This is a genomic window from Methylobacterium sp. ME121, assembly GCF_000974725.1.
Lineage (GTDB): Bacteria > Pseudomonadota > Alphaproteobacteria > Rhizobiales > Beijerinckiaceae > Methylobacterium > Methylobacterium radiotolerans.
Genome location: NZ_BBUX01000037.1, coordinates 1 through 12946, shown reverse-complemented (window position 1 = coordinate 12946; position 12946 = coordinate 1). Strand labels below are relative to the sequence as shown.

Annotated in this window: 12 protein-coding genes; 6 read left to right on the top strand and 6 right to left on the bottom strand. The window is 65.9% G+C overall.

The features are described 5' to 3' along the window. Nucleotides 1-48: 48 nt before the first annotated feature. Nucleotides 49-612, bottom strand: a complete 564-nt coding sequence (locus ME121_RS20565) for a TetR/AcrR family transcriptional regulator (protein WP_053621836.1) — start codon at nt 610-612, stop codon at nt 49-51. A gap of 513 nt (nt 613-1125) precedes the next feature. On the opposite strand from ME121_RS20565, the gene ME121_RS20555 reads away from it, so the two are divergent. From ME121_RS20555 to ME121_RS20530, 6 genes are read left to right on the top strand one after another with little or no spacing between them, the layout of a single operon-like run. Continuing rightward, complete coding sequence (locus ME121_RS20555) at nt 1126-1353, top strand: ferredoxin (protein ID WP_043074396.1); 228 nt, start codon at nt 1126-1128, stop codon at nt 1351-1353. Then, nucleotides 1350-2636: an NAD(P)/FAD-dependent oxidoreductase gene (locus tag ME121_RS20550; RefSeq protein WP_043074395.1), complete on the top strand. Its 1287-nt coding sequence runs from the start codon at nt 1350-1352 to the stop codon at nt 2634-2636. The genes ME121_RS20555 and ME121_RS20550 overlap by 4 nt, the downstream gene beginning before the upstream one ends. Nucleotides 2637-2671: 35 nt before the next feature. Then, the gene (locus ME121_RS20545; RefSeq protein ID WP_043074394.1) at nt 2672-3934 is read left to right on the top strand and encodes a cytochrome P450; all 1263 of its coding nucleotides are present in this window, start codon (nt 2672-2674) and stop codon (nt 3932-3934) included. Further along, complete coding sequence (locus tag ME121_RS20540; protein WP_179239945.1) at nt 3931-5055, top strand: catalase family protein; 1125 nt, start codon at nt 3931-3933, stop codon at nt 5053-5055. Before ME121_RS20545 ends, ME121_RS20540 begins: the two co-directional genes overlap by 4 nt. Nucleotides 5056-5091: 36 nt before the next feature. Further along, entirely contained in the window at nt 5092-5703 is a 612-nt protein-coding gene (locus ME121_RS20535; protein ID WP_043074392.1) for a hypothetical protein, read from the top strand. Between the two features lie 3 nt (nt 5704-5706). Next, complete coding sequence (locus ME121_RS20530; protein ID WP_043074391.1) at nt 5707-7098, top strand: Dyp-type peroxidase; 1392 nt, start codon at nt 5707-5709, stop codon at nt 7096-7098. Nucleotides 7099-7715: 617 nt separating this feature from the next. Here the strand turns inward: ME121_RS20530 and ME121_RS20525 are convergent. From ME121_RS20525 to ME121_RS20505, 5 genes are all read right to left on the bottom strand, one after another. Then, nucleotides 7716-8744, bottom strand: a complete 1029-nt coding sequence (locus ME121_RS20525) for an IS110 family RNA-guided transposase (RefSeq protein ID WP_043074390.1) — start codon at nt 8742-8744, stop codon at nt 7716-7718. Nucleotides 8745-8978: 234 nt separating this feature from the next. Next, on the bottom strand, nt 8979-9902 hold the full coding sequence (locus tag ME121_RS33890; RefSeq protein WP_245337774.1) for a hypothetical protein: 924 nt from the start codon (nt 9900-9902) through the stop codon (nt 8979-8981). 362 nt (nt 9903-10264) lie between these two features. Further along, nucleotides 10265-11215 (bottom strand): electron transfer flavoprotein subunit alpha/FixB family protein, encoded by a 951-nt coding sequence (locus ME121_RS20515; RefSeq protein WP_043074389.1) that lies wholly within the window; start codon nt 11213-11215, stop codon nt 10265-10267. Nucleotides 11216-11280: 65 nt separating this feature from the next. After that, on the bottom strand, nt 11281-12030 hold the full coding sequence (locus tag ME121_RS20510; protein ID WP_043074388.1) for an electron transfer flavoprotein subunit beta/FixA family protein: 750 nt from the start codon (nt 12028-12030) through the stop codon (nt 11281-11283). A 49-nt stretch (nt 12031-12079) separates the two neighbouring features. Beyond that, nucleotides 12080-12946: acyl-CoA dehydrogenase family protein (locus tag ME121_RS20505; RefSeq protein WP_059409520.1), on the bottom strand; the 867-nt coding region annotated here is incomplete at its 5' end.

Sequence of the window (12946 nt, the reverse complement as noted above, 5' to 3'; positions counted from 1 at the left end):
AGAGATATGATTTTGTATAATAATTCTGCATATGTTTAACCGATACTATTATTTATTTTTGCACCAGGCCAGAAACATTCTGACACCTTCTCTTACTTGAGCTTCAATTTCGATTGAAGAAGGACGCTCACCTAGAAGCATTCGCTCTCGGATCTGTCCTGTCGTCACGGACACAAACAACTGAACGGCGGTCGAGACATCCTTGATCACGAGCACACGTCGAGCGACTTGATCGGTGAGATACGCCGTCACGACTTCACGGAACGCGTCGGTGCTCTCTCGATAAAGCGTTACGAGGTGGGGGAAGCGACCGGCTTCCGTGATGACAAGCCTGTAGAGTCCGAACTCACGCTCCGATGTCCAATGGTAGGCGGTGGTCAGGGCAAAGGTCGTCAGACCTTGCTCGGGGCTGATTGAGCCATCCATCAGCTCCTGTGCCAGTCCTTCGCGCGAGGCCTCCGTTAGGTGAACCACGACTGCCAGCAGCAACTCGTCCTTTGTGGCGTAGCGCGCGTAGATCGTCTTGGGCGAAACTCCTGCGGTACGGGCTACACGCGCGATATTTGCCCCCTCATAGCCGTATGTCAGAAACTCGGCAGTGACGATGTCCATCAGCCGATCCTGACGTGCCTGGATCGTTGCCGCGCGCGGGCGTCCGGGGCTGAGGGCACGCTTCCGCGACGCCAACGGCGACGCCTCTTTCTGGCTTGTCGTCACTGCATACCTCCCCGTGACATTCCTACTTGAAAAGGAACTTATTATTTCCTTTATGGTTCTACGACGGGGCGCATCCAGAGAGCCGCATCATGTCGCGTTTGACACTCCTAATCCTATTCCTCGTCGTCGGTACCAGTCTCAACGGCGCCGCTGCCGAGACAAGTATCACGGAAGCGACCTTGGCGTGTCGCAGCGACGTCCTGCGCCTGTGCGCTGAGGACGTGCCCAACCGTCCGGCGATCATCGCCTGCATGCATCAACACCGCGAGCAGTTGAGTGCTCGGTGCGGTGCCGTGTTCGATGAGGGGACGAGCGCGCCATCCTCCGCCGGGAGGTCACACGACTGACGCTCCGCGTCCTCCAGTGACTGCCGCCACCGGCGCTTGCCCCTTCGACGGAGTGTCATCCATGAAGGTCGTCGTCGACCTCAACCGCTGCCAAGCTTACGCGCAGTGCATCTACGCCGCTCCCGACCACTTCGCCCTGCATGGTGCAGAAGCGTTGGTCTACGACACGGCACCCGACGAAGCCGCTCGAGCCGAGATTGAGCGCGCGGTGCAGGCCTGCCCGGTGCGTGCCATTACTGCGACGAGCGACGTTCCGGCCCTTATGCCGCATAAAGTGGGCGACCGATGACAGCGCCCACCGAAGCTCCTCGCCAGATCGTCATCGTCGGCGCCTCGCTCGCGGGCCTGTCCGCGGCGCACGCACTGCGTGACGTGGGCTACGAAGGCAGGATTGTTCTGATCGGTGACGAGAACGAGCCGCCCTACGATCGTCCGCCGCTGTCGAAGCAGGTGCTCCGCGGCCTGTACAGCGCGGAAACATCCCTGCCGCAACGGGCCGATCTGAACGCCACGTTCCGCCTCGGGGTCGGTGCATTGGGGCTCGATACGCTCGCACATCGTATCTACCTCTCGGACGGCACACAGATCGTATACGACCGGCTGCTTATCGCGACCGGGACTCGGGCACGCCCGTGGCCGAACGGTGCGGAAGCAGCTTCCTCGAACGTGTACACGCTTCGCGGCCACGCGGACGCAGAGCATCTTGCGCGTGGCCTCGCCGGGAAACCGCGCCGCGTGCTCATCATCGGTGGCGGGTTTATCGGCTGTGAGATCGCGTCGTGCTGCCGCGATCTCGGCCTCGACGTGACCCTGGCGGTGCGCGGTGCGCTCCCGTTGGTTCATGCCCTGGGTTCCGTCACGGCCGCTTTCATGCGGGACGTAATCCGCGACCGCGGCGTGGACCTCCGACTGGAGACAGAAGTCGCGCGATTTCAACCCGACGCGGATAGCCGGGTCGTCGCGGCCATCCTGCGCAACGGCCAACGGATCGAGGCCGATTGCGTCGTCGCTGCCCTCGGCGCCCTGCGCAACACTGAGTGGCTGGCCGGTGCAGGCTTGGCGGTTTCGCCTAAAGGCGTCCGGGTGGACACCCACTGCCGCGTCCTCACCGCCACTCGGGCAGTTGTGCCGGATGTCTTCGCGGCCGGCGATATCGCTCACTGGCCGAGCGCCATCTACGGCAACCGCCTCCTCGCCGTCGAGCATTGGGGCAACGCGGTCGCTCAAGCGGAGACGGCAGCCCGGAACATGGTCGCCGGTGAAGCGGGACTAATCCCCTACGACCACCTGCCGGACTTCTGGTCGCAGCAGTTCGGCCTCAACATCAAGCTCGTTGGCCTGCCGACCGGGGCCAACCAATTCGCCGTCGTGCAGGGTTCGTTGCGGGATCGCCGGTTCATCGGCGTGTACGGCGCGCAGGGGCGAACTGTGGCCGCTGTCTCCGTAGACAGCGCCCGCTGGCTGCCCGCCTACCGGGCGGCGGTGGCGGAGGCGACGCCTTTCCCACCGATCGTCGGCGCTCTCGACCAAGCCGACATCCGGCCTCAACCGCTGGCCCGGGCCGTGTCCTGACCGCATCCCGCACCACCGTCCGACAGGAGCTCACCGTGAACGGCACGCTGTTCCAGCAGATCCTCGATCCGGCCAACCGCGCCGACCCGTACCCGCTCTACGCCGAGATGCGCCGGACGCCCGTGAGCCGCCAGGACGACGGCAGTTACGTCGTGAGCACTCACGCGGAACTCTACCGCCTCCTGCACGATCCGCGCATCAGCTCGGAGGATCTGCCCGATCCGCCTCTATTCCGCTGGACCGGGCATCCACTGAGCGATCTGTTCGTGCGCCCGGTCCGCAGCCGGATCACCGCGCGCCATCGTCCCTTCATCTTCCGCGATCCGCCAGACCACGACCTCCTGCGCCGGCAGGTCATGCGCGAGTTCGCACCTGCTCGCGTGCGGGCGATGCACCGTAAGGCGGAGCAGCTCACCCACGCCCTCCTCGACGGGCTGCGGGACCGGACCGACCTCGATCTGGTCGACGATTTCTCCTACCCCCTGCCAGTCACGGTGATCTGCGAGCTGCTCGGCGTCCCGCGCGAGGACGAGCCCCGGTTCCAAGGATGGGCGACTCAGCTCGCCACCGCCCTCGAACCGGACCGGCGTACGGACCGCGAGAACGCCGGCAGGACTGAGGAAGCGTTCACGGCGATCACCGACTACCTGCAGGGATTGATCAAAGAGAAGCGCCGGGCGCCGCAGGACGACCTGCTCTCCGGGCTCGCAGCCGAGCACGACGGCGAGCGGATGAACGACCACGACCTCGTGGCCACGGCCGTCCTCCTCCTGGTCGCGGGTCACGAGACGACCGTGAACTTGATTACCAACGGCGTCCTTACGCTGCTCCGCTTCCCCGAGCACCTGGAACGCCTGCGCCGAGAGCCGGAAGTCGCGCCGCGGCTGATCGAGGAGTTGCTGCGCTACGAGCCGCCCGTCCACTATCGCACGCGGCTGGCGCGCGCCGACATCGCGATCGGTGGAACCACGATCCCGGAAGGGGCGCCGGTGGTGCTCCTGCTCGCCTCCGGCAGCCGCGACCCGCTGCGCTTCGCTGATCCGGACCGCTTCGTTCCCGACCGCGCGAACAACCAGCACTTCGGGTTCGGCGGCAGCCTGCACTACTGCGTGGGCGCGCCGCTCGCGCGGATCGAGGCGGAGGTCGCACTCGTGGCATTGGCCCAGCGGCTGCAAGCGCCGCGGCTTCTCGCCGACCCACCGCCATACCGCCCCGGCGCCTCGCTGCGAGGCCCACGGCACTTGCTTTTGGCCATCGACGCCGTCACACCGAGCGCATCGGCGGAGCTCGCGGCATGAGTACGCTCGACGGGAGTTCTCACCGCGACGCCGGAAGGCCCTATCTTCGCTACACGCCGGATGTCGAGGTTCAACAACCCGATGAGGCGGCCCTGACGGCCGAAATCCTCGACGTCATGGCGCGCTCGAACCATGTGGCGTTCGAGCGGCATCGTCACGCGGTTCGCGACGCCCACGCGAAGAGCCACGGCATCCTCACGGGCGAGCTTGTCATATCTGACGGGCTGCCGGCATACCTGCAGCAGGGGATCTTCGCACGACCCGCCGTCTATCCCGTCGTCGTGCGCCTGTCCTCCGCGCCCGGCGACATCCACTCCGATACAATCCCGGCTCCGCGCGGCATGGCGATCAAGGTGCTCGGGGTCAAGGGCGAACGCCTTCTGCATGAGGATGCGGGAGGCAACCAAGACTTCCTGCTGGTCAACATCCCCGTACTCAGCTTCGGTACCATCCAGGCCTACAGGCAGCTCGTCGATCTCCTGGAAAAGAACGCCCGAAATCCAGCCTTCCTGCAGCGGGCGCTCGCCGGCGCCGCGCGCGGGATCGAGTCGGCGGCCGAAGCGATCGGTCTCACGCCCGGCGCGACCCTGCGCGGGTTGGCCCGGGACAACGCGCACCTGCTCGGCGAGACCTACCACTCCATGGCGGCGCTCCGCTTCGGCGACCACGTCGCCAAGATCAGCGCCGCGCCGTTGTCCGCGAACGTGAGGGCGCTGGCGGGCAAGGAAGTCGGCCCGGTCGACGATGGGACTATGCGCAATCTCGTAGTCGAGCACTTCCGGACGGCAGGGGCCGAGTATCAGCTGCGTGCCCAGCTCTGCACCGATCTCGCGGCGATGCCAGTCGAGGATGCGTCGGTGCTCTGGCCGGACGATCTCTCCCCGCATCAGCCGATTGCGACCCTGCGGTTCCCACCGCAGGATGCCTACTCTCCGACCCGGCGTGTCTACGGCGACGACGTGCTCTCGTTCAATCCTTGGCACGGCATCCAGGAGCACCGGCCACTCGGCTCGATCATGCGCGTGCGCATCGCCGCCTACGAACGGTCGAGCGCACGTCGACACATGCTGAACGCACAGCCACGCGTCGAGCCGACGTCGATCGAGCAGATACCTGACTGAAGGGATCTCGAACCCCAGACGCGACAGGAGCCACCGATGACCGACAGCCACGACGCCCCGCAGATCGACGAGACCCGTCTCCGGGCGATCCGCCGCCGGATCGAGGAGGTTGCGGGCGACGCGCCGCAGCTCGCCAAGCTTGCGCTCGAACAGATGATGACCAAGCACAATCCCGACTTGAAGGGCTCCGCGGGCTCGGCCGGGCGGATCGGTGCACAGTCCGGCAACGTCTCGGAGCTGACGGCGATCGCCAGGCTGAAGCCTGGAGGCGCCGAACGGCTGCGGCGCATCTTCGGCCTGGTCAACGGCAACTTCGACGGCGCGCAGAAGGTCGGCACACTCCACGACATGCGCTTCGCCTTCTTCGACGATGACACGCGCATCCTGTTCGCCACCACCTACGACGGCGACTGGGACACGTACATCAACGACTTCGCCACCAAGATCCCGGATCTGATGGATCTGCTGTTCCAGTCGGTTGAGGGCTGGCCGGGGATCAAGAGCCCGAAAGTCAAGGACTTCATCGCCGGACATCAGATCACCGCGGCCGGCTGGTTCGTGGCCAACCCACAGGTCACGGTCGTCGACGTGCGCCGGCTCCAGCGCTTGGAGCGCGCGTTCAACGAATTCCTGGACAAGGTGGGTTGAAGCATGTCGATCATCGAACGACTCGCATCGCGCTTCCGCAGAGACACCGTCTCGCTGGAGCTCGACGACATCCAGGCGCTGATCCTGCGCAGCCGTCCCGAGCCGTACGTCGGCATCCACGCCATGCTCCACTTCGACGACGCGGAGGGTGCGCGCGACCTGCTCGGACGCCTTGCTCCCCACATCGCGTCGGCCGACACGTGGACCGACGAACTCGATCACTGGATCGGCGTGGCCATCAGCTACGAAGGGTTGAAGGCCCTTGGTCTGCCTGAGGCCCAGCTCAAGACCTTCCCGCTGCCCTTCCAGCAGGGCATGGCCGCACGCGCGCCGCAGCTGCGCGATCAGGGGCTCAACGCGCCGGAGAACTGGGACGCGGTGTTCACGCCCGGCCGGTGCCACCTCGCGCTGACCATCTATGCGGTCGACGATGCCGCCCTCGATAGAGCACTCGCGAGCGCCCGCGCGGAGCTCGACCGTGCTGTGGGGGTGACACTTCTCGGAGAGCACCGCTTCGGCGCGCCCGAGGGCGCGAAGAACCCGTTCGGCTTCCGAGACTCAATCTCGCAGCCAGCGATCGAGGGCAGCGGCGTCGCCCCGCTGCTCGGCGAGGCACGGCCGATCAAGGCTGGCGAGTTCATCCTAGGCTACCCGAGCGAGACCGGCGTGCCACTCGCGATGCCTGTGCCAGCCGTCTTGGGGCGGAACGGCACCTTTGTGGTGCTGCGCAAATACCAGAGCCGCGTCGGCTGCTTCAACGCCTTCCTGAAGGCCAACGGCGAGACGACGGAGGCGCGTGAGCGCCTCGCCGCCAAAATGTTCGGGCGCTGGCGCTCAGGCGCACCCCTTACCCTTGCGCCCGACACTGACGATCCCGAACTCGGCGCTGATCCGCGCCGCAACAACGACTTCGCCTACGCGGACGACCCGAGAGGGCGTCTCGTCCCGCTCGGCTGCCATATGCGCCGGCTCAACCCACGCGACGCCGAGCTGACACTGCTCACCGACGTCAATATCCACCGCATCATCCGCCGCTCCAGCACCTTCGGGCCTGTCTACTCCGAGGACGTGGTACCGGCGGACGATGCCAAGGGCGAGCGGGGCATCTTCTTCATCTTCGTCAGCGCGCGCGCTTACGATACGATCGAGTTCATGCAGCAGGAGTGGATCAACCGCGGCAACTTCATCGACCTCGGGGAGGAGCGAGATCCGGTCGTGGGGTTGCACGAGGGTGAGCAACGCTTCACGATCCCGCAGGCTCCGGCACGCAAGCGCATCGACGGCGTGCAAACCTTCAACGTCATGAAAGGTGGCGAGTACCTATTCATGCCGAGCCTCTCGGCGCTGAACTGGCTAGCCAAAGCCGGATGGCGCAATGCTTCCAAACACGACTGACATAATTGGTCCCAGTGCGGTATGTCGAAACTAAATCGGTCAGATAATGGGCCGAGAAGAATCATTCAATTTGAATCGAAATCCCCGAGTCTCATCTGTTGCAGCGAGCCGCGCGAACACAAACCTGTTGCGATGATCAGCCGATCGCAGGGAAGAATACCGACTGTCTCGCGAGCGGTGCTCGTCGTACTGCTATTTCGTAAGCTGCCCTTACGCGAATGGCCTATCGAGCCGGTAGCGTCCGCTTACGGGACGTCGGCAGGACCTTCTGAATGACCGGGACGGGCGCGCAGCCGAATGTCAGGTCCTGCGCGCGCCGGCAATTCGGCGTGACGAAGTATGGCCACAAGCGGCCTGTCCTGTGTGGATGGCTCCCGCATTGCAAGTGGCGAATTGAGCTTCTGACGCGTTGGTCGGGTGCAGTCTTGTGTCCGGCCTGTCGATGCAGTCGTTCATGTTGACCGCTGGCCCTGATGGTATCCGCGAGCTGGGTCCCACTCTGCTTCGCGGGCTATGACGCCCTGGACAGGCGGCGGGGTGTCCCGGCTCCCGGTCTGACCGGTTCGCCATCAACTCTCATCGTCCTCGCAACCTGGAAACGTCTCCTTCGCGTGCTGTCAGGCGGCCGTGGCCGCCGGTGCGCGGTAGGTGCCGCCGCGGGTCATGATCGCCCAGGCGACCCGCGCCGTGCGATTGGCCGCCGCCACGGTCACCACGCGCACCGGCTTACGCTGCAGCAGCGCCGGCAGCCGCGGGTCGACCGAGGTCGGTGTCGTCTTCGCACGCCGGATCAGAGAGGTCATGCCGACCACGAGCAGCCGGCGCAGGTAGCGGTCGCCCATGCGCGAGATCCGGCCCAGGCGCTCTTTGCCGCCACTGCAGTTCTGCAGCGGTGTCAGGCCCAACGAGGCCGCGAACTGCCGACCGGAGCGGAAGCGTTCGGGCTCGCTCACCGAGGCGGCCAACGCGGTTGCCGACACGATGCCGACACCCGGGATCGTCGCCAGGCGCTGCGACAGGTCGCTGTCCCGATGCCAGGCGAGCAACTCCTTCTCCAGTCGGGTGAGTTGGATCTGCAAGGCACCGATCTGATCGGCCAACCCGGTCACCACGCGCTGGGCTAACGGCGGCACCTCGGCCGCGTCGCCGGCCGAGAGTCGGGCCGCCAGTTCGAGCGCGTGCCGCAGGCCCCGCGCCATCTCGATCCCAAACTCAGCGAGCAGGCCGCGGATCATGTTCACCAGCTGCGTGCGTTGCTTGACCAGCAGGTCGCGCGTCCGGTGCAGCGCCAGCGCCGCCTGCTGCTCGGTCGACTTCACGGGCACGAAGCGCATGCTCGGGCGCGTCACCGCCTCACAGATGGCTGCGGCATCGTTCGCATCGGTTTTGCCGCGCTTGACGTACGGCTTCACGTAAGCCGGCGGCATCAGCCGCACGTCGTGGCCGAGGCTCATGAGCTCCCGGGCCCAGTGGTGCGCTGTGCCGCACGCCTCCATGCCGACCAGGCATCGCGGCAGCTTGGCGAAGAACGGCACGACCTGCGCCCGCCTCAAGGCCTTGCGCACGACGACGTGCCCAACTGCATCGACGGCGTGAACCTGAAAGATGCTCTTGGCCAGATCGATGCCGACGGTGGTGATCTCCATGGGGATGGCTCCTGCATGAGCGTGGCTGCTGCTTTGACAGCAACCACATCTTGGCATCGAGACGCCGTCAGTCGGAGCGGGAGCCATCCACCCCATCTGCTTCGGAGCAGGTCCGCTTGAAAATTCGACAGCCTCCTATCGACCCGACCCGGCCGCGCGGACGGCCGCCTGCGTCTCCCGTAAGCAGCCATCTGTCGGTAGTCCCGCAACTCGGCTCGGGAAGGAAACCGGACCTCAGTTTGCAGACACCGCGATCCGATAGGGCGATACCTCAAATGGGCTGACGCGGATGTGCGCGCCGTCGTCCTTGAAGACCGCCAGCTCGTGCAGCCGCCCGCCAACGACGTGAAGCAGGAGGTTGACCGCCGGGCCAGACAGCTCATCGCCATCCCGGTAACGGCCTTCTACCGGGACCCGCCGGGCGACCGCGACGGGCTCGCCCTCAACCCGGAACCTCAGGCTGCCCTCGTCGTCAATCCGACGCACTAGGGCGGTCCGAGCTTGTTCGGCGAGCCCGTCCCTGCCGGGGAAGTCGGCGGCAAAAAGGCGGTCGAGCACGGCCCGCTCGCGCGGCGCCGGTACACGCCAATCAACGACTGCACTCCAAGGTACGGCCAGCGACGCCGCGGCCGCGAGATCGCTCTCGCGCAGCCACGCGATCACGGCATGCGCCTCTCGCTCGGCGGCTGCGGCCGAGTCGAACAGACCGGACCAGCCAAAACCAGCGCCATCCCACCGCGACCACGAGCCATTCTCATCGTCCTCGTGGCGGAGGATGCCCTCCCCATAGGCGTATTGGCTGCCGGGGGTCTTGAAGACCCAGACGCAACGCAGGCCGTCCGGGCTCGACCACTGCCCAACGAGATTGCCCGCCCCATGCAGGTGCGCATCGCGCAGGCCGAGGAGCGCGCGGGCCGCTCGCGTTCGGTTGGCAGGCGGCAGCGACAGATGCATTGCCTCGATTTCGATCCGCACGAGGTGTGCGATGAGCACGTCCTCGAACACTGCTGTGTCTCGCACCAGGATGACGAAGTCGGGAACGTAGGCATCGTACTCGTCCGCTGGTCCGGCCGTCCCGAGGCCGATTGGATCCCAAACCCAGCGCAGCACCTCGGCAACGTGCGACGCCAGTTCCCCGTTGTCGCCTTCATCAGGCATCGCACCCTCTCGGCATCCTGTTCATTTGCCATGCGGCTCATTCGGCCATCGACACCGAGAGCCCGCAAGGGGTCGAGAGCGGGCATGGCGACGATGTCCGCTTCCCGACCTTGTCGTCCGGAAGGGGACCGGCAGAAATCCACCCATCTGAGACGTTCGTCCGGGCACTGGGCGGCGGCAGATGCTGGCCGTAAGCCGAAAGGCCGCTTCGGAGCAGGGCCACCGCAAAAGCGGACAGCCTTCTGCCGATCCGTCCCGGCCATCCAACGAGACGCTAGCGCTTCTCCAGAGTTATCATTCGCAGGGACAGCTGCGGTGTGGTTGCAGTAAGGAGGCTGGTGAGCCTCATTCTCCGGCCGATCTCATTCTTTAGCCCTGGCAATCTCGGACTGAAGCTCCGGCACGACCTGGAACAGGTCACCGACCAAGCCGTAATCGGCGATCTGGAAGATGGGGGCGTCCTCGTCCTTGTTGATTGCGACGATGACCTTCGAGTCCTTCATGCCGGCGAGGTGCTGGATGGCCCCGGAGATCCCGACCGCCACGTAGAGATCCGGCGCGACCACCTTGCCCGTCTGGCCTACTTGCCAGTCGTTGGGGGCGTAGCCCGCATCCACCGCCGCCCGCGAGGCGCCCACGGCGGCACCGAGCGTGTCGGCCAGCGGCTCGATCAGTTCGTGAAACTTGTCCGACGAGCCGAGGGAGCGGCCACCGGAGACGATGATCCGCGCCGAGGCCAGCTCCGGCCGGTCGGACTTGGCAATCTCCTCGCCCTTGAATGTCGAGCCGCCGGCCTCCGGGGTTGCGGCGGATACGAGCTCAATCGGGGCGACGCCGCCGCCCTCGGCCGCCGCCGCGAAGGCCGCCGTGCGCACGGTGATCACCCGCTTTCCATTGGGAGCCTGCACGGTCTGGATCGCGTTCCCGGCGTAGATCGGCCGCTCGAACGTGTCAGACGAGACCACCTTAATGATATCAGAGACCTGCGGGACATCCAGCAGCGCGGCCACCCGTGGCAGGACGTTTTTACCGGTGGTCGAGGCGGAGGCGATGATCGTCGTGTACGGCTCGGCGAGCGACGCGATCAGCGCGCCCACCGGCTCGGCGAGGTCGTAATCGTAGGTGCCGTCCTCGGCGTTCAGGACCTTTTCGATGCCGTCGAGCCTGGCCGCTGCCTCCGCGACGGGCCTGGAGCCGGCGCCCAGGACCAGAGCATGGATCGAGGCGCCGATCGTCCTGGCGGCGGTGAGCGCCTTCAGCGTCCCATCCTTGATCTGGCCGTTGCCGTGCTCAACGAAGAGGAGTGTCGTCATGGTTGTCTGCGCTCTTTAGGGTGGTGGCGCAAGGCTCGATCTGGGAGGCGAGCCTCGCCTGCGGATCAGATGACGCCGGCTTCGACCTTGAGCTTCTGGACGAGCTCGGCCACCGACGCGACCTTGACGCCGGCGGAGCGGCCCGGCGGCTCGGCGGTCTTCAACACGGTCAGCTTCGGGGTCACGTCGACGCCGAGGGTGTCGGGCGCCAGTTCCTCCAGGGGCTTCTTCTTGGCCTTCATGATGTTGGGCAGCGAAGCGTAGCGCGGCTCGTTGAGGCGCAAGTCCGTCGTCACGATCGCCGGCAGCGTCAGGCTGAGGGTCTGAAGGCCGCCGTCCACCTCTCGGGTCACGTCGAGGCTGCCCTCGTGGGGCTCGATCCTGTAGGCGAAGGTGCCCTGCGGCCAGCCCAGTAGCGCCCCGAGCATCTGCCCGGTCTGGTTCGAATCGTCGTCGATCGCCTGCTTGCCGAGGATGACGAGCTGCGGGCTCTCCTTCTCGACGACGGCCTTCAGAAGCTTGGCGACGACCAGGGGCTCGCAGGCGACGTCGGTCTTGATGAGGATCGCCCGGTCGGCGCCCATCGCGAGCGCCGTGCGCAGCGTCTCCTGCGCCTGCTGCGGGCCGATCGACACCGCGACGATCTCGCTGGCCTTGCCCTTCTCCTTCATCCGGATCGCCTCCTCGACGGCGATCTCATCGAAGGGGTTCATCGCCATCTTGACATTGGCGAGTTCGACGCCGGATCCATCCGGCTTCACCCGGATCTTCACGTTGTAGTCGACCACCCGCTTGACGGGCACCAGAATCTTCATGGCGAACGCGATCCTTCCGAATTCTTCTCCGGGCGTGGGCGATTGCTTCTCAGAAGAACGCCTGTAGACCCGTCTGCGCCCGTCCCAGGATCAGGGCGTGGACGTCGTGGGTGCCCTCGTAGGTGTTCACCGTCTCGAGGTTCTGGGCGTGCCGCATCACGTGGTACTCGCCCATGATGCCATTGCCGCCGTGCATGTCCCGGGCGACCCGGGCGATGTCCAGCGCCTTGCCGCAATTGTTGCGCTTGATCAGACTGATCATCTCCGGCGCCATCTTGCCCTCGTCCATCAGCCGCCCGACCCGCAGCGAGGCCTGGAGGCCCAGCGTGATCTCGGTCTGCATGTCCGCGAGCTTCTTCTGGACGAGCTGCGTCTGCGCCAGCGGTCGGCCGAACTGCTTGCGCTCCAGCGTGTAGTCCCGCGCCCGGCGCCAGCAATCCTCCGCCGCGCCCATGGCGCCCCAGGAGATGCCGTAGCGCGCCCGGTTCAGACAGCCGAACGGGCCCTTAAGGCCCGAGACGTTCGGGAGCAGCGCGTCCTCGCCGACCTCCACATCCTCCATCACGATCTCGCCCGTGGTGGAGGCGCGCAGGGACAGCTTGCCCTTGATGGTCGGGGTCGAGATCCCCTTCATGCTGCGCTCCAGGACGAAGCCGCGGATCGCATTGTCATGCGCCTCCGACTTTGCCCAGACGACGAACACGTCGGCGAAGGGCGCGTTCGAGATCCACATCTTGGCGCCCGACAGGCGGTACCCGCCCGCCGTCTTGACCGCCTTGGTCTTCATGCCCGCCGGGTCCGAACCCGCATCCGGCTCGGTGAGGCCGAAGCAGCCGATCCATTCGCCCGAGGCGAGCTTCGGCAGGTACTTCCGGCGCTGCTCCTCCGAGCCGTAAGCATGGATCGGGTACATCAC

Coding starts and splice junctions, on each gene's coding strand:
- ME121_RS20565 (WP_053621836.1), bottom strand. CDS start 612: ATGGACATCGTCACTGCCGAGTTTCTGACATACGGCTATGAGGGGGCA.
- ME121_RS20555 (WP_043074396.1), top strand. CDS start 1,126: ATGAAGGTCGTCGTCGACCTCAACCGCTGCCAAGCTTACGCGCAGTGC.
- ME121_RS20550 (WP_043074395.1), top strand. CDS start 1,350: ATGACAGCGCCCACCGAAGCTCCTCGCCAGATCGTCATCGTCGGCGCC.
- ME121_RS20540 (WP_179239945.1), top strand. CDS start 3,931: ATGAGTACGCTCGACGGGAGTTCTCACCGCGACGCCGGAAGGCCCTAT.
- ME121_RS20535 (WP_043074392.1), top strand. CDS start 5,092: ATGACCGACAGCCACGACGCCCCGCAGATCGACGAGACCCGTCTCCGG.
- ME121_RS20530 (WP_043074391.1), top strand. CDS start 5,707: ATGTCGATCATCGAACGACTCGCATCGCGCTTCCGCAGAGACACCGTC.
- ME121_RS20525 (WP_043074390.1), bottom strand. CDS start 8,744: ATGGAGATCACCACCGTCGGCATCGATCTGGCCAAGAGCATCTTTCAG.
- ME121_RS33890 (WP_245337774.1), bottom strand. CDS start 9,902: ATGCCTGATGAAGGCGACAACGGGGAACTGGCGTCGCACGTTGCCGAG.
- ME121_RS20515 (WP_043074389.1), bottom strand. CDS start 11,215: ATGACGACACTCCTCTTCGTTGAGCACGGCAACGGCCAGATCAAGGAT.
- ME121_RS20510 (WP_043074388.1), bottom strand. CDS start 12,030: ATGAAGATTCTGGTGCCCGTCAAGCGGGTGGTCGACTACAACGTGAAG.